Here is a 16,345-nt window from a genome sequence, read left to right as displayed (position 1 = left end):
ACCGCGTCTTCGACCGGCACACCAGTCGGACGCGGCAGGCAGACGAAGGCGTCGATCACCACCATGCCCGCCCCGTGGCCGAAAAGCACCAGGCGGGAGTGAAGAACGCGTGCACACACGGCCGGCGGGACCCGCCGTCAGGACGCGGCGTCCCCTTGGAGATGGCACAGCAGCAGACACACGTCGTCGTCGCGCTCGGAATCGCTCAGCAGCGGCTGCAGGATCCGGTCCGCCGAGCCCTCCAGATCGGCGTCCAGCTCCGCCGAACGGAAACCGCCGAGCGCCGAGGCCAGCCGCTCGATGCCCGGGTCTATGCCCTGCGCACGCCGTTCGACCAGTCCGTCCGTGTACAGCGCGAGCGTCGAGCCCGGCGACAGGCGCACCGTGTGGTCGCCGATCTCCTGGGTGAGGGGGATGCCCAGCATGGCGCCGGGTTTGGCGTCGAGGGTGCGCACGGTGCCGTCGGGCAGCCGCAGCACCGGCGGCGGATGGCCCGCGGCGGCCCAGGTCAGCGTGGGCTCGTCCGGGTGGAACCGGGCGATGACGGCGGTGGCGTACAGATCCGGCTGGAGATGGTGCAGGAACCGGTGCAGCCGGGTCAGCAGCCGGCCCGGGCTGTCACCATCGACCGCGTACGCCCGCAGCGCCGTGCGCAGCTGGCTCATCATGACGGCCGCGTGCAGCCCGTGCCCGGTCACGTCGCCGACGACGGTGATGAGACCGCCGTCCCGCTGGGGGAACGCGTCGTACCAGTCACCGCCGATGTTCAGCCCGTGGGTGGCCGGCAGATAGCGCGCGGCGAGTCTGAGGCCCGGAGTGGCCGGCAGATCCGTGAGCAGGGCGCGTTGCAGCGTCTCGGCGATGTCGCGGTTGTGCTCGAAGCGCCGGGCGTTGTCGATCGCGATGCTGGCCCGCCGGGTGAGCTCGATCAGCATCACCGCGTCGTCCGGGTCCCAGCGCGCACCGGGCGGCGACAGGGTCAGCACACCCAGCGGGGCCCGGCGCGTCGGCAGCGGAACGCACAGCAGCGGCCGGGTGGGATCCAGCGCGGACGGCGGCTGGTCGTCGACGCCGGGCAGTCCGCCGGGATGCTCGGCCGCGTACTGCGGCCGCCCGGTCCGGGCCGCGACCACGGCGGCGGCCGGATGCGGCGCCGACCGGTGCTTGTCGTCCTCGTTGTCGAACAGCCAGACGTCCACGCTGCGGGCGTACTCCGGCACCAGCAGGTCCGGCAGCCGCCGCACGATCTCCTCGTGGTTGAGAGAGGCCGTCAGCACGGCGCTCGCGTCCGCGAGGAACGTCAGCCTGCGGCGGGCGCTCTCCGCCTCGTTGCGTGCCCTGCGCTCGGCGGCGAAGGCCTCGCGCTGGGCCCGGCCGGCCGCGTCCAGCTCGGCGTGCAGCGCCAGGACGCCCTGGTTCGTCTGGTGCAGCTCCTCGCGATGGAAGGCGACCAGGTCCTCCTGCTCCGTGAGCTTGTCCAGCACCACGGCCGTGTCCTCGTCGGCGCCGAGCAGCGCCTCCGCGAGGGCGGCGGGATCGTCTTCGACGGCGCCGGCCTCCGTGGCCCGGGCCGCCTCCGGGCAGGGGACCGTGACCTCCCACGGCGGCTCCCCGGCGGCGGCCGACGCGTCCGGCGACGGCGTCACCACGGCGTGCAGCAGCCCCTCCTCGGCGGGGGCCCCGGCCATGTCCAGGGTGAGCAGCCAGGTGCCGCCCTTGGTGAGGCACTGCCGCAGGTGGGCGCTGAGGGCGGCGGCCAGCCTGGTCCGTTCGACGGTGGGCACACCGTACGCGGCGGCCAGGCGCGCCAGGGCGATGCGGGCGCGTGCCGCATCGGTGACGGTGGTGATCTGCCAAGTGCGCATCATGGGAGTTCCGGCGGGGTCGGAGTCAGCACGGCCACGGCGGTGTCGTCCCGCACCGGTCGGGCGGGACTGCTCGCGTCGCGTATCGCCAGGGCGGCCGTCACGGCCGGGTCGGCCGCGGGCAGATCGGCGTCGGACGGCGGCGTCCAGCGGCTGGGCAGGCCGTCGGTGTGCAGGACCAGCAGCCGGTCGGCGGCCCAGTCGGCCTCTTCCTCGCGGAGGGTGCCGGGCCGGTGCACGCCGACGATGCCGGGCCGCGACAGCAGCGGACGCCAGGTGCCGTCCGCGCGCAGCCGCGCACCCACGTTGCCGATGCCGGCGAACCGCAGCCGCCCGGCCCGCACGTCGAGCTGGGCCAGGGCGACGGCCGCCCCGCGGGTGCCCTTCAGGGCGTCGTGGAGCCGCCGCAGCGACTCGGCGGGGGAGAGGTGGGCCCAGCGGTGCAGCGCCGTGACCGCGGCGGACGAGGCCCGGGCCGCCTCCGGGCCGTGCCCCAGACCGTCCGCCAGCATCAGCGTCAGCCGGTCCCCGGAACGCACCCACGCCCAGGCGTCACCCGAGTACTCGGCTCCGCCGTAGGGAATGTTCACGCCGCCGGCACGCACACCGACGACGGGCACGGACCGGTCACCCGACGGGCCGGGCCGTCCTGCCCGCCCCGGTGTGCCGGGCCCCCGCACCTCACCGTCCGGAACGGCGCAGACCTGCCGGGGACCGGGGCCATCCCCGAGCCCCCGACTGTCCCCGGGCACGCTGTCGTCCCCGGCCGCGCCACCCGCCCGCCCGGGGAAGACCGCCGCGCAGCCGGGCATGGCCGCGTGCCCCGTCAGGGTGCCGCATGCCACGGCTCCCGGCGGTGCGTCGCCCGCCCGTGCGGCACCGCCCGGCCACCAGCCGCCGGCCAAGGACCCGCCTTCGGACCGCGCCGGGGCGCCGGGAACAGGCGTACCCGCCGCCGGAAACCGGCCGCCCGCCATGAAGCCGGCCCCGGCCCGCACGGCCGGAGCACCGCCACCGCGCGGCGTGCCGCCCACGCGGGCCACCGCGACCGTGCCGCGGCCGGGCGTGCTGTGCAGGGCGAAGTCGTCGGCGAGCCGCTGACACGTGCCGAGGCCCGCGCCGAGCGAGCTGGTCGTGGAGAAACCGTCGCGCAGGGCCGCGGGCAGGTCCGGAATGCCCGGTCCGTGATCGATCGTGGTGATCTGCACGACCCGGGACTCCGCGCCGTCCTCCCGTGGCGCGGGCGGGGCCACGACGTCGATGAGCACCTGACCGCCCTCGGCGTGCTTGAGCAGATTCGTGGCCAGCTCGGTCGCGACCAGCGCGGCGGCAGCGGTGCGCCGCTCGTCCAGACCGGCCAGCGCGGCCGCGCTCTCCGCGGCGACCCGAGCGTCGCGCACCCGCGTCGAGTCACGCACCGGGACGTCCCACACGCGCGGCATCAGGCCTCCTCGCGCGGACGCGGCGGCTGGGCCGCCCAGCAGGTCACCCGCACGGTGGTGCCGTCGCCCGGCGTGCTGTCGATCTCGAAGTCGTGCACCAGGCGCCGGGCGCCACTCAGCCCCATCCCCAGCCCGTCGCCGGAGGTGTAGCCGTCGCTGAGCGCCTGTTCCAGGTCGAGGATGCCCGGCCCCTCATCGGTGAAGACCAGCCGGAGCCCCTGTGCACCACCGCCGCACAGGTGCGTCGCCTCCATCTGTCCGCCACCGCCGTGCACGAGGGTGTTGCGGGCCAGCTCGCTGGCCGCCGTGACCAGCTTGGTCTGCTCCACCAGGCCGAAGCCGAGCCGGGCCGCGGCCTGCCGCACGTGCTGTCGCACCCACACCAGGTCCATGTCCGACCGGATGGGCAAGCAGGCCTCCACGCCCGCGGCAGTGTGCATCACGGACTCTCCTGACGCGGGCCGCCCGGACGGTACGCCGGGGTCTGCTGCGTGAGGAGCTCCATGCCCGCCTCGGTGCTGAGCGCCGTGCTCAGCCCGGGCAGCGTCAGGCCCAGTTCCGCCAGGGTGATGGCGACCGCCGGGCGCATGCCGGCCACCACGGTCCGCGCGGCCAGCAGCTTGGCCTGCGCGGCGATCTCGGCCAGCACCCGGCCGAGGAAGGAGTCGACGATCTCCACTCCGGAGATGTCGATGAGGACACCACGCACCCCGGTACGGGAGATGGTCTCCGCGAGGTCCTGCTGGAGCTGCTGTGCCGTGCTGTCGTGCAGGTCCCCCTGGAGGGTGACCAGCAGAACGTCACCGAGCCGGAGAACCGGCACGTGGCCCGGGACGGGACGGGAGTACGCGTCGCTCACCGCTGACCCGCACCCGGGTTCACGATGTCTGCGCCGAGCTCGTGCAGCGCGTACCGCAGCGCGTCGGAGAGACTCGCGCGAGTGATCACGTCCAGGTCCAGGCCGAGATGGACGATGGTCTGCGCGATGGCGGGGCGGATGCCCGAGACGATGCACTGGGCGCCCATCAGCCGCGCCGCGGCGACCGTCTTCATCAGGTGCTGCGCCACCAGCGAGTCCACCGTCGGCACCCCGGTGATGTCGAGGATCGCGAACCGGGCGTGCTGGTCGACGACGGCGTTCAGCAGCGTCTCCATCACCACCTGGCTGCGGGCACTGTCCAGCGTCCCGATCAGCGGCACCGCCACGACCCCGTCCCACAGCCGGATGACGGGCGTCGCCACCTCCATCAGCTGGAGCCGCTGCCGGTCGCTGAGCGCCTGCCACTCGCTCAGCGCCGTCTGCATGGCGACCAGCCGCAGGGTGCCCATCAGCACCGTCAGCGCCGTCGAACACGCCCGCAGATGCTCGTGCGGCGCCTGCTCCAGATCAGTGGCCAGCAGGTTCTCCACGGGGGGCCGCAGGGCGGCCAGCTCACTGGCGACCTGGGTGTTCGACAGCCCGGCCCGCGAGCGGGCCGCCCCCATCCGGGCCAGCTGCTCACGTACACCGCTGAATCCCGCGGCGTCCGGGTCCTCCACCTGATCCGAGTCGGCCACCTGGGCCAGCGCGTCCACGACGACCTTGCTCGCCTCCACCGCCTCGTCACGCGAGACGGTGAACACGGTGCGGAACAAGGGCTCGTCCGCCCACCGCTGGGCGATCTGCTCACGCCTGCGGTGCAGGAAGTCCCTGACCTCGTGTGTCGGCGTGGCGAGCTGTCCGTCCGCTTCGTGCTCCGGCACCTGGTTCTCTCCTCATCCGCGTTGCGTCGACCGAGCCCGCTTCAAGGCAACGGGACGGTGCTGTGACACTTGCCGGGCGACAACTCTAACCATGCGCCGACCTCGTACGACACCGGATCCCGCGCAACCGATCCGGTCCGGGGGAACGGCACTTGACCGGCGCCGTCACCGGCGCGCACAGGACGAACGGCCGTCCGGGCAGAGCGAACCGAGGGTACCGGGCCGCCGGTCCCGCCGGCGGCGTGCCTGAGGGGCCACCCGGCCCGTCAGGCGCTCTGCGCCCCCGGCTCCTCGGGGGTGTCCGGCACCTCGTCGGCGCGGGCCAGAGCCTCGTCGACGCTCTCGGATATCGGCACCGTGATGCTGACGCCGGTCAGGTCGAGAACGCGCCGCACGGCCGGGGTCGGGTTGATGACATGCACGCTGCCGGCGGTCCTGCGGGTCTCCTGGTACACCCGCAGGATGATGTTCATCCCGGACGAGTCCATGAAGGGGACGGACGACAGGTCGAGCAGGAAGTGCCGTCGGCCGTGATGGAGTTGGTTGGCCAGATGGGCCTGGAACTCGGTCGCGGTGTCGACGTCCAGGTAGCCGTCGACCGTGATCAGGGCCACGTCCTCCCGGGGCAGTTCGACTTCCACGGACAGCGGGTTCTGGGCGAGGGGCACGGGTACCTCCAACAAGTGCTACGGCCTGGGCGGGTCACCTCTGCGGATGACCGCGGTGCGGGGCGATGCCGGTTCTGGTGCGGGCTCTGCTGCCGTTTTTCATCTGCCTCCCTTCGCCACCGCGCTCCGTTTTCACCGCGCCCCGCGATTACCCCGGAAACCGCCTCCCATGCCCCCGACGGCGAACCTTGTCCAAGCCCGGGTGCCGACGGCGTACGGTGGCACGTGTGTGCGCCGAATGCGCTTGCGGCAGGAGGGTAGTTGCTGCTGTGGAGCGGTCGGGCGGGAACCGTCCGCCGGACTCCGCGATCCGCACACCGTCAGGGAGGATGGAGCAGCGTGGCCATCGACAGAATCTGGTCGTACGCGCCGGACAGCGGTCACGTCGAGGGGCAGGACCTGACCGGCTTCACCGTCGCCGCGACCGACGGCACGATCGGGCACGTGGACCGTGAGGACGCCCCGCACGGCATGCGGCACCTGGTCGTCGACACCGGCGTGTGGGTGTTCGGCCGCAGCGTCCTGGTGCCGGCCGGAGTCGTCACCGGCATCGACCCGCAGGGCCGGAAGATCACACTGGCCTGCACCAGGGGAGACGCCAAGGCGGCGCCCCGCTTCCAGACCGACAGTGAGACCCGTGACCCGGAGTACCTCACGGCCGTCGGCGACTACTACGACAGGCTGCCGCCGCGCACGACGGCCTCGGCCTGAACCCCGAGCCGGTCACGGGCGCGCCGCGCCCGTGACACGCCCGGCTCACCAGGGCAGGAAGACGTGCACGTCCTTGCCGCGCTCGTCGCTCACCACGCTGACCTGGTCGCACAAGGTGTGGATCAGATGCCAGCCGATGCCGCCGCCCCCGCTGCGCGGATCGAAGGGGCGCGGGGCCGGCTCCGTGGAACTGGTGTCGTGCAGGACCACATGCACCCCGTCGAAGGTCCGGCGCATCCGCAGCGCGAACGGACCCGGGGCGTACTGCACCGCGTTGGCGGCCAGTTCCGTCACCACCAACAGGATGTCGTCCCAGTACTCGGGGGCAGAGGGCGGCGAGGAGCGTGACAGATCGCGCAGGAACTCCTCCGCGGCCAGCCGCGCTCCCGTGACGTCGTGCGGCTCGCCCACGAAGCTGTTCGTGCGGCTCGGAATCTCCTCGGAGGTCAGTGCGTCATCCCCACGCGGCTCGGTTGACATATCGCCTTTCCGGCCCGGCGTCAGCAAGGGCTGTCGTCAGGGCTGTCGTCCTTTCTCATGCGTCGCCACTGTTGCGTGTTCCCGAGGGGGCGAGGCCTACGCGTCCGGCTCCGTGCTCAACGGAACACGCTGTCCGAGTCGTCCCAGTGCGATGCCTCGTCCCCGGTGAGCGCACGCCCGGGACGCCTGCGCGACTGGTACATCGCGTCGATCTCGGACGCGTAGTGCCGCACGATCTCGTCCCGGCGCAGCTTCATCGAGGGCGTCAGCAGCCCGTTGGTCACGTCGAACGGCTCCGGCAGGACCCGGAACACCCGGATCGACTCCGACCGCGACACGGAACTGTTGGCCGCGGCCACGGCACGTGCCACCTCCTCCCGCAGCGCGTTCTCCTCCCGCGCCTCCCGCATCTCGCCCTGCAGCGCCAGCGCCGCCCGCCAGTGCGCCAGGAACTCCGGGTCCAGCGTGATCAGGGCGCCGACACAGGGCTGGTTGTCGCCCACGACCACCGCCTGGTGGATGAGCGGGTGCATCCGCAGCCGCTGCTCCAGGGCGGCCGGGGCGACGCTCTTGCCGCTGCTGGTGACGATGATGTCCTTCTTGCGGCCGGTGATCGTCAGATAGCCCTCCGAGTCCAGCTGCCCGAGGTCCCCGGTTGCCAGCCAGCCGCCGCGCAGCGCGGCCCGGGAAGCGGCCTCGTCGCCCACGTATCCCTGGAACACCGACGGGCCGCGCACCAGGATCTCCCCGTCCTCGGCCACCCGGATCTCCGTGCCCGGCAGGGCCTGCCCGACGGTCCCGGACTTCTCACGGCCCAGCGGCTGCATCGTCACCCCGCCGCCGGTCTCCGTCAGGCCGTACCCGTCGTGCACGTAGATGCCGATGCCCTCGTAGAAGAGCGACAGGTCGCGGCTGAGGGGAGAGCCGCCCGAGGTCGCCCGCCGCACCCGGCCGCCCAGCGCGGCCCGCAGCCTGCGGTACACCGTGCGCTCGTACAGGGCGTGCTGGAGCCGCAGATCGAAAGCGGGGCCGCGGCCCCGGCCCAGCCGCTGGCGTTCCAGGGCCGCGGCGAAGTGACGCGCCGTCTCGGCGGCCCGCTCGAACAGACCGCCGTGACCGCCCTGCTGGGCCGTGCGCAGGAAGTTCTTGTAGATCTTCTCGAAGACCGACGGGACCGCGTAGAAGTAGGTGGGCCTGAAGGAGCGCAGCGCCGACGACAGTGCCTCCCCGCCCAGCTCGGCCTGGTGGCCCATGAGCAGTCCGCCGCGCACGCACAGGCCCTGGATCATCAGCCCGTACACGTGGGAGAAGGGCAGGAAAGCCAGCACGGAGCCCTGCTCGCCGCGCGGCGCCGCCGTGTGCCCCCAGCCCGCCAGCAGCGTGTCGCAGGGGGCGGCCAGGTTGCGGTGGCTGAGGGCGCAGCCCATGGCGTGGCCGGACGTGCCGGAGGTGTAGGCGATGACGGCCGTGGAGTCCGGCAGCACGATACGGCGCATCGAGTCGACGGTGGCCAGCGGCACGAACTCCCCGCGCGCCGCCAGGTCCTCCAGCGCGCCCGCGTCCAGCTGCCAGACGTGGCGCAGCAGCGGCAGGGACGCGCACACCGAGCCGACGGTCATGACGCCCTGCTCGTCCTCCACGACCACGGCCACACAGCCGGCGTCCCGCAGGATCCACTCGACCTGGTCGCGCGACGACGTCGGATAGACCGGGACGACCTCGGCACCCACGGCCCACAGCGCGTAGCACAGGACCGTCCACTCGTACCGGGTGCGCGCCATGATCGCCACGCGGTGCCCCGGCGCTATCCCGGAGGCGATCAGACCCTTGGCGACGTCCACCACCTGGTCGCGCAGCTCGATCGCCGTCACCTCCTCCCAGGAGGCGGCGGCCGGGTCGGCGCGGCGGGCGAGCACCGGCCGGGTGGGTTCGCGGTCCGCGGTCTCGAAGACGCTGTCGGCGAGCCCGCCGGTCAGGGGCGAGACGGCCGGTGGAGCGAGGGCGAGGTCGCGCATGCGGCTCCTGACGGGTACGGGGTGTGACGTTGCCGACGGGTAGCGTCATCGGCGGGGCTCGAATGTAGTCGAGCCGGGGCCTTCAGGGGTCGGGAAATACGGAAGTCGTCCCGCTGATGATCTCGGCGTGATCGGGGGACCCGGACGGCATGAGTCACATCAGTCCCGATCCCGAACCCGAACGCAGCTCCGGCCTGGAACCGGGCGGCGGCGTACCGCCGGGCGAGACCCCGCCCGCGGAGAGCAGCCTGCCCGAGGCGGGGCCCCGGGAGACGCACAACCCGCCCAAGGGCTGGGCCAAGGCACCGATGGCCGTGATCATCGTCCTCGTGGTGCTGATCGCGGCGTTCTTCCTGGCCTACGCCCTCGCCCTGATCCTCTGAGGTCCGGTCGGCGCCTTCCGGACCGGTCTCCCGCAGCAGGCGGGACGCCTCACGCCTGGGTGTGCCGGACGCACTCGGTGACGACGTCCCGCAGGCTCCCCGTGCGCTCCATCAGGGTGCGCTGCACCTGGGCGCCGTTGCCGTCCCGCAGCAGCTCCTCGCAGGCGGCCCGGGCCCGCTCCAGGTCACCGGTGTCCGCGAGGGCCTCCTCGACGTGGTCCAGCAGGGCACGCACGACCGCCTCGGCGGGCAGGCGCCGCATGGTGGCGGGGTGCAGCAGCTCGCCCGAGAGACCGGACCGGGCGGCCATCCAGTCGGCCAGCCGCAGCAGGCTGACACTGTGGCCGAACGGTTCCCGGCCGGCCCGCCACTCGCGTGCGGCGGTCTCGACCAGTCCGCGGACGAGCGTGGCGACCAGCGCGGCCGTGCCGGAGTGCAGACAGACGTCCGACACCCGGATCTCCACCGTCGGATACCGCTGGGAGAGCCGCGCGTCGAAGTAGATCATCCCGTCGTCGAGGAGCGCGCCGGTGGCCACCATGTCCGCGATCAGCCGGTGGTACCGCTCGGCCGAGCCGAAGATCTCGGTCGGGCCGGCCGACGGCCAGCGCAGCCACACCCGGCTGCGGTAGCTGCTGTACCCCGTGTCCTTGCCCTGCCAGAACGGCGAGTTCGCACTGAGTGCCGTCAGGACCTGGAGCCAGGGCCGCACCCGGTCGATGACCGCGACGCCCTCCTCGTCGGACTCGACGGACACATGCACATGGCAGCCCAGGACGAGCTGCTCCCGGGTGGCGATGCCGTACTGGTCGGCCATCCACTGGTACCGGCGGTTGACGCCGATCGCGGGGCTGACCGGCAGCGGGGACGTGGCGAGCGCCGCGACCGTGCAGCCGATCTCCCCGGCGTGCCGGGCCGCCTCCTTGCGGGAGCGGACGATCTCCGCGCGCAGGCTCTCCATGGACGACTGCGGATGGGTGGCGAACTCCAGCATCTGCTCGTGGAGTTCCTTCTCGAAGACGTCCTGATCCGCGTCGTCCTGCGCGGCCCGGGCGAGCACGGCCGCGGACATCGCCCGCGGTTCGCCGGTCTCCGGATCGACCAGGAGGAGCTCCTCCTCCACTCCGACGGTGCGCACCCTGATGCCCGCCCTTCCCCTGACCCTGCCGCGTCGACCACCGGGCGTTCCCGGTGGTACGACACCCAGTGCCCCTCACAGGCGGGTCGGACACCTGGTGCGGTCGCGGGACTTCACGCAGCGAACGGCGTCAGCCACACGGTGGCCAGCGGCGGCAGCGTGATCCGGACACAGCCGTCCTCCGGTTTGACCGGATCCGGGTGGGTGACGCCGCTGCCGCCGTAGCGCAGGTCGTCGGTGTTGAGGATCTCCTGCCAGGCGACCGCGTCACCCGGGACCCAGAGGCCGTAGTCGTGCCGGACGACCGGGGAGAAGTTCGACACCGCCAGCAGCGCCCCGCCCTGCGCGTCGTACCGCAGGAACGCGAAGACGTTGTCGTCGGCCGAGTCCACCGCCACCCAGCGGAAGCCCTCCGGGCGGGTGTCGCACTGCCACAGCGCCGGCGTCGCCAGATACGCCCTGTTCAGGTCACGGACCAGATCACGCACGCCCCGGTGGTCACCCGCGGAGTGGTAGCCGTCGTCAAGCAGCCACCACTCCGGCCCCTGCTCCACCGACCACTCGGCGCCCTGGGCGAACTCCTGCCCCATGAACAACAGCTGCTTGCCGGGGTGGCTCCACATGAAGCCGAGATAGGCTCGGACGTTCGCGCGTCGCTGCCACCAGTCGCCCGGCGCCTTCGACACCAGCGCCTGCTTGCCGTGCACGACCTCGTCGTGGGAGATCGGCAGGACGTAGTTCTCGCTGTAGGCGTACACCATCGAGAAGGTCATCTCGTGGTGGTGGTACTTGCGGTGCACCGGCTCGTGGGACAGGTACTCCAGCGAGTCGTGCATCCAGCCCATGTTCCACTTCAGCCCGAAACCGAGCCCGCCGGCGTCGGTGGGCTGCGTCACCCCGCCCCAGGCGGTGGACTCCTCCGCGATCGTCACCACGCCGGGGGCCCGCCGGTACACGGTCGCGTTCATCTCCTGGAGGAACGCCATGGCCGCCAGGTCCTCCCGGCCGCCGTAGGCGTTGGGCTCCCACTGGCCGTCCTCGCGCGAGTAGTCCAGGTAGAGCATCGACGCCACCGCGTCGACGCGCAGCCCGTCGATGTGAAACTCCTCGCACCAGTACACCGCGTTCGCCACGAGGAAGTTGCGCACCTCGGTGCGGGCGAAGTCGAACTCGTACGTGCCCCAGTCCGGGTGCTCGGCGCGCCGCGCGTCCCCGGGCTCGTACAGCGGATCCCCGTCGAACCTGGCCAGCGCCCAGTCGTCCTTCGGGAAGTGCGCCGGCACCCAGTCCATGATCACGCCGATGCCCGCCCGGTGGCAGGCGTCGACGAAGTACCGGAAGTCGTCCGGGCTCCCGAGCCGCGCGGTCGGCGCGTAGAAGCCGGTGACCTGGTAGCCCCAGGAGCCGTGGAAGGGGTGCTCGGCGACCGGCATCAGCTCCACGTGCGTGAACCCGAGGTCCTTCACGTACGCCGGGAGTTCCTCGGCGAGCTGCCGGTAGTCCAGCCCCGGCCGCCAGGACGGCAGGTGCACCTCGTACACCGAGAACGGCGCCTCGTGCACCGGCGTGTCGGCGCGGTGCGCCATCCACTGCGCGTCGCCCCACTCGTAGTGCGAGGCCGTCACGATCGACGCCGTGTTGGGCGGCTCCTCGGTGCGGCGGGCCATCGGGTCCGCCTTGAGGAAGCGGTGGCCGTACCGGGAGGTGATCTCGAACTTGTACGCCGTGCCCTCGCCGACGCCCGGCAGGAACAGCTCCCACACACCCGACGCGCCGAGCGAGCGCATCGGGAACTGCGTCCCGTCCCAGTAGGTGAAGTCCGTGGCGACCCGTACGCCCCGCGCGTTGGGCGCCCACACCGTGAACCGGGTGCCGGTCACGCCCTCGTGGGTCATGGGCTGCGCCCCGAGAGCCTGCCACAGCTGCTCGTGCCGGCCCTCGCGGATCAGATGCAGGTCGAGCTCGCCGAGTGCGGGCAGGAACCGGTACGGGTCGTGCACCTCCTGCTCACCGCCCTCGTACACCACGTGCAGCGTGTACGCGGGGATCTCCGTCAGCGGCAGCACGGCGGAGAACAGGCCGTCGCCCTCCGAGACGAGCGGGGTGCGCTTGCCGCCGGTCACCACGCTCACCGAGCGGGCGAAGGGGCGCAGAGCCCGGAACACGATCCCGCCGGGGACCGGGTGGGCGCCCAGCAGCGCGTGCGGATCGTGGTGGGCGCCCGCCAGCAGGCGCCCGCGGTCCTCCGGGCTCAGGGCGGGCGCGGTCGCGCCCGGGACCGGGCCGGAGGGCTCCGGGATTGAGGTGTCGCGCAGGGCCACGGCTCAGTCTCCTCTCACAGCGAGGCGCTCGATCGCCGCCATCGGTACAGGCAGCCAGTCGGGGCGGTGCCGTGCCTCGTACAGCACCTCGTACACGGCCCGGTCCGTCTCATAGGCCCGGAGCAGTCCGTGCTTCTTCCGCGGGTCCCAGCCGGCGCGGACGGCATAGCCCGCGCAGTAGGCCTCGCGGCAGCGTCGCGCCCACTCCGGGCGCCAGGGGCGGCGCTGCCGGGCGGCGTAGTCGAAGGAGCGCAGCATCCCGGCGATGTCCCGCACGGGGGAGTGGGCGCTGCGCCGTTCGGAGAGCGGCCGGGACGGCTCGCCCTCGAAGTCGATGACGAACCACTCGCGCCCGGCCCGCAGCACCTGACCCAGGTGCAGGTCGCCGTGGATGCGCTGGGCGGGCGGCCCGGCGTCGCAGGTGGCGAGGGCGGCGAACGCGGCCCGCAGGCCCGGCACGTACGGCTGGAGCGCGGGCACGCAGTGCGCGGCGGCGGCCAGCCGCTCGGTCATCGCGGCCGCCGTCTGCCCGTTCTCCCCGGGCTCGCCGACCGGGAAGGCCGAGGCGAGGGCCAGGTGCACCTCCGCCGTGGCCGCGCCCAGCGCCCGGGCCTGGGTCGTGTAGTCGTCGCCGGCGGCCAGGGCGTGCAGCGCCAGCGTCCAGCCGTCGGAGGCGTCCCGCAGATACGGCTGGAGCACGCCGAGGGTGGCCCTGAACGGATGCTTCGTCTGGAACCAGGCCACGGGCGCGGGCACGCGGTGGCAGCCCTGCCGGGCCAGCGCCCCCGGTACCTCCAGGTCCGGGTTGACGCCCGGCTGGATGCGCCGGAAGACCTTCAGGATGTACTCGTCGCCGTACACCAGCGAGGAGTTGGACTGCTCCGCGTCCAGCAGCCGCGGCACCAGTCCGCCGGGCACCGGCTGGTCAGGGTCGCAGTCGAACCGCAGGGGGCCGGCGGTGCCGGGGTGCCGCAGCCGGTCCAGGAGCAGCTGGGCCGAACGGGGGTCGTGCAGTGCGTCGTAGACCGTCAGACCGGCCAGCGGACCGTCCTGCACCCGCCCGATGAGCGCCCGCCCGAGACGTGGCGCGGGATGCTCCCGTACGCCGAGCAGGAGCTGGTAGCAGTCGCCGGCCGGGGGAGCACCGCCCGGGGACGGCACGCCCGTGTGGCCGGCGTGGCCGGCGTGGACCAGCAGGTGCAGACAGCCCGGGAAGAGCTCGGTCATCGACAGCAGGCCGAGCTCCGTGACGGGCCGGTCCTTGCCCGCGAACCAGCGCTGGCGGGGCAGCCAGTCGCGCAGCAGCCCGCCGAGCGACTCCATGGGCTCGGCCAGGCGCGTGAGACTCGGGCGGAGGGATGCGGTCTTCGGCATGGTCACGCCTCCTTTCGTCGGCGCATGCTCACAGTCGCCTGCTGATGCGGGATGCGACTCGAGTGAGCCGGAACCAGTAGAAGCCGTGGCCCCCGAGGGTCAGCAGGTACGGCAGTTCGCCGATCGCGGGGAAGCGGACCCCCCCGAACAGCTCCACCGGATGGCGCCCTGCGAATTTACGCAGATCGAGTTCGGTGGGCTGGGCGAACCGCGCGAAGTTGTTCACGCACAGCACCAGGTCGTCCTCGTACTCCCGCAGGAAGGCCAGCACCGCGGGGTTGGAGGAGGACAGTTCGGTGTAGGAGCCGAGGCCGAAGGCCGGGTTCTGCTTGCGGATCTCGATCATGCGGCGGGTCCAGTGCAGCAGCGACGACGGCGAGGCCATGGACGCCTCGACGTTGGTGACCTGGTGGCCGTAGACCGGGTCCATGATCGCCGGCAGGTAGAGGCGGCCGGGGTCGCAGGTGGAGAACCCGGCGTTGCGGTCCGGGGTCCACTGCATGGGGGTCCGGACGGCGTCCCGGTCGCCGAGCCAGATGTTGTCGCCCATGCCGATCTCGTCGCCGTAGTAGAGGATCGGCGAGCCGGGGAGGGCCAGCAGCAGCGCGGTGAACAGCTCGATGGTGTGCCGGTCGTTGTCCAGCAGGGGAGCCAGGCGCCTGCGGATGCCGATGTTGGCGCGCATGCGGGGGTCCTTGGCGTATTCGGCCCACATGTAGTCGCGCTCTTCGTCGGTGACCATCTCGAGCGTGAGTTCGTCGTGGTTGCGCAGGAACATGCCCCACTGGCAGCCCGAGGGGATGGCCGGGGTCTTGGCCAGGATTTCCGAGACCGGGTAGCGGGACTCGCGCCGCACCGCCATGAAGATGCGCGGCATGACCGGGAAGTGGAACGCCATGTGGCATTCGTCGCCACCGCTCGCGTAGTCGCCGAAGTAGTCGACGACGTCCTCGGGCCACTGGTTGGCCTCGGCGAGCAGCACCGTGTCCGGGTACAGCGCGTCGATCTCGCGGCGGACGCGCTTGAGGAACGCGTGGGTGGCGGGCAGGTTCTCGCAGTTGGTGTCCTCGGCCGCGTACAGATACGGCACCGCGTCCAGCCGGAAACCGTCGATGCCCAGGTCCAGCCAGAACTTCAGCGCGGCCAGGATCTCCTCCTGGACGCGCGGGTTCTCGTAGTTGAGGTCCGGCTGGTGCGAGAAGAAGCGGTGGAAGAAGTACTGGCCGCGCACCGGGTCGAACGTCCAGTTCGACGTCTCGGTGTCGACGAAGATGATCCGGGCGTCCGGATAGCCCTTGTCGTCGTCGGCCCACACGTAGTAGTCGCCGTAGGGCCCGTCGGGGTCCTTCCTGGACTCCTGGAACCACGGGTGCTGGTCGCTGGTGTGGTTCATGACGAAGTCGATGATCACGCGCATGCCGCGCTGGTGGGCGGCGTCGACGAACTCCACGAAGTCGGCCAGATCGCCGAACTCCGGCAGGACGGCGGTGTAGTCCGAGACGTCGTAGCCGCCGTCCCGGAGCGGGGACTTGAAGAACGGCGGCAGCCACAGGCAGTCGACACCGAGCCACTGGAGGTAGTCGAGCTTCGAGGTCAGGCCCTTCAGGTCCCCGACGCCGTCCCCGTCGCTGTCCTGGAACGAGCGGACGAGTACCTCGTAGAAGACGGCGCGCTTGAACCACTCCGGGTCCCGGTCCCTGACGGGAGTGTCCTCGAAGGTGTCCAGCACGGGCTCGTTCACGGTCATGACGTTTCTGCCCCTCCGTTCCCTTGCGCGGCGGGCGGCGACAGGACGTGGAAGACGTGCGCGGGAGCCCGCCCCGGCTCCAGGCGCACGTAGTTGTCCCTGCTCCAGTGGTAGGTCTCGCCGGTGAGCTCGTCGCGCACCGGTACCGACTCGTGCCAGTCCAGGCCGAGTTGCGGCATGTCCAACGAGACCGTGCCCTCCTGGGCGTGGTGCGGGTCGAGGTTGGCGACCACCAGGACGATGTCGGACCCGGTGCGCTTGCTGTACGCGAGGAGCGCGTCGTTGTCGGTGTGGTGGAAACGTAGGTTCCTGAGCCGGTGCAGCGCGGGGTGTTCCCGGCGGATGGTGTTGAGCCGGGTGAGGAGCGGGGTGATGGTGCGGCCCTCGCGTTCGGCGGCTTCCCAGTCGCGGTGCCTGAGCTGGTACTTCTCCGAGTCGAGGTACTCCTCGCTGCCCTC

At 72.2% G+C, this 16,345-nt stretch carries 14 protein-coding genes and 2 pseudogenes; 2 read left to right on the top strand and 14 right to left on the bottom strand.

Features of this window, described 5'->3' with window-relative positions:
- Positions 1-137: 137 nt before the first annotated feature.
- The 7 genes and pseudogenes from AC07F0_RS30315 to AC07F0_RS30285 all read right to left on the bottom strand — a co-directional run bounded on the left by AC07F0_RS30315 (position 138) and on the right by AC07F0_RS30285 (position 5,718).
- Entirely contained in the window at positions 138-1,868 is a 1,731-nt protein-coding gene (locus AC07F0_RS30315; protein WP_478983206.1) for a PP2C family protein-serine/threonine phosphatase, read from the bottom strand.
- Positions 1,865-2,473: pseudogene (locus tag AC07F0_RS30310) on the bottom strand (SpoIIE family protein phosphatase); the annotation flags it as partial. The gene AC07F0_RS30315 and the pseudogene AC07F0_RS30310, both read right to left, overlap by 4 nt.
- A 375-nt stretch (positions 2,474-2,848) precedes the next feature.
- Positions 2,849-3,307, bottom strand: a pseudogene (locus tag AC07F0_RS30305) (anti-sigma regulatory factor); the annotation flags it as partial.
- The gene (locus tag AC07F0_RS30300) at positions 3,307-3,747 is read right to left on the bottom strand and encodes an anti-sigma regulatory factor (RefSeq protein ID WP_478983313.1); all 441 of its coding nucleotides are present in this window, start codon (positions 3,745-3,747) and stop codon (positions 3,307-3,309) included. The pseudogene AC07F0_RS30305 and the gene AC07F0_RS30300, both read right to left, overlap by 1 nt.
- Positions 3,747-4,166 (bottom strand): STAS domain-containing protein, encoded by a 420-nt coding sequence (locus tag AC07F0_RS30295; RefSeq protein ID WP_086558899.1) that lies wholly within the window; start codon positions 4,164-4,166, stop codon positions 3,747-3,749. Before AC07F0_RS30295 ends, AC07F0_RS30300 begins: the two co-directional genes overlap by 1 nt.
- Entirely contained in the window at positions 4,163-5,050 is an 888-nt protein-coding gene (locus AC07F0_RS30290) for an STAS domain-containing protein (RefSeq protein WP_478983205.1), read from the bottom strand. Before AC07F0_RS30290 ends, AC07F0_RS30295 begins: the two co-directional genes overlap by 4 nt.
- A gap of 266 nt (positions 5,051-5,316) precedes the next feature.
- On the bottom strand, positions 5,317-5,718 hold the full coding sequence (locus AC07F0_RS30285; RefSeq protein WP_356036397.1) for an STAS domain-containing protein: 402 nt from the start codon (positions 5,716-5,718) through the stop codon (positions 5,317-5,319).
- Positions 5,719-6,057: 339 nt separating this feature from the next.
- Between AC07F0_RS30285 and AC07F0_RS30280 the strand changes: the two genes are divergently transcribed.
- Complete coding sequence (locus AC07F0_RS30280) at positions 6,058-6,429, top strand: PRC-barrel domain containing protein (protein ID WP_478983204.1); 372 nt, start codon at positions 6,058-6,060, stop codon at positions 6,427-6,429.
- A 45-nt stretch (positions 6,430-6,474) separates the two neighbouring features.
- Here the strand turns inward: AC07F0_RS30280 and AC07F0_RS30275 are convergent, their stop codons facing one another.
- Both AC07F0_RS30275 and AC07F0_RS30270 read right to left on the bottom strand, forming a co-directional pair.
- Entirely contained in the window at positions 6,475-6,909 is a 435-nt protein-coding gene (locus AC07F0_RS30275) for an ATP-binding protein (protein ID WP_010033269.1), read from the bottom strand.
- 116 nt (positions 6,910-7,025) lie between these two features.
- Complete coding sequence (locus tag AC07F0_RS30270) at positions 7,026-8,924, bottom strand: AMP-dependent synthetase/ligase (RefSeq protein ID WP_478983203.1); 1,899 nt, start codon at positions 8,922-8,924, stop codon at positions 7,026-7,028.
- 149 nt (positions 8,925-9,073) lie between these two features.
- Between AC07F0_RS30270 and AC07F0_RS30265 the strand changes: the two genes are divergently transcribed.
- Positions 9,074-9,307: a DUF6480 family protein gene (locus AC07F0_RS30265; protein ID WP_086558894.1), complete on the top strand. Its 234-nt coding sequence runs from the start codon at positions 9,074-9,076 to the stop codon at positions 9,305-9,307.
- A gap of 49 nt (positions 9,308-9,356) precedes the next feature.
- Here the strand turns inward: AC07F0_RS30265 and AC07F0_RS30260 are convergent, their stop codons facing one another.
- From AC07F0_RS30260 to AC07F0_RS30240, 5 genes are all read right to left on the bottom strand, one after another.
- On the bottom strand, positions 9,357-10,445 hold the full coding sequence (locus AC07F0_RS30260) for a glutamate--cysteine ligase 2 (RefSeq protein ID WP_478983202.1): 1,089 nt from the start codon (positions 10,443-10,445) through the stop codon (positions 9,357-9,359).
- Positions 10,446-10,558: 113 nt separating this feature from the next.
- Positions 10,559-12,766: a 1,4-alpha-glucan branching enzyme gene (glgB, locus tag AC07F0_RS30255; RefSeq protein ID WP_478983201.1), complete on the bottom strand. Its 2,208-nt coding sequence runs from the start codon at positions 12,764-12,766 to the stop codon at positions 10,559-10,561.
- Positions 12,767-12,769: 3 nt separating this feature from the next.
- Positions 12,770-14,140, bottom strand: a complete 1,371-nt coding sequence (locus tag AC07F0_RS30250) for a maltokinase N-terminal cap-like domain-containing protein (protein WP_478983200.1) — start codon at positions 14,138-14,140, stop codon at positions 12,770-12,772.
- A 28-nt stretch (positions 14,141-14,168) separates the two neighbouring features.
- The gene (gene treS, locus AC07F0_RS30245) at positions 14,169-15,887 is read right to left on the bottom strand and encodes a maltose alpha-D-glucosyltransferase (RefSeq protein ID WP_478983199.1); all 1,719 of its coding nucleotides are present in this window, start codon (positions 15,885-15,887) and stop codon (positions 14,169-14,171) included.
- A partial coding sequence (locus AC07F0_RS30240) for an alpha-glucosidase C-terminal domain-containing protein (RefSeq protein ID WP_478983197.1) occupies positions 15,884-16,345 on the bottom strand: 462 nt, incomplete at its 5' end. The genes AC07F0_RS30240 and treS, both read right to left, overlap by 4 nt.

Source organism: Streptomyces sp. NPDC045955, assembly GCF_056430805.1.
Note: the sequence above shows the minus strand (reverse complement) of the source record. Positions and strands in the feature narration are given on the sequence as shown.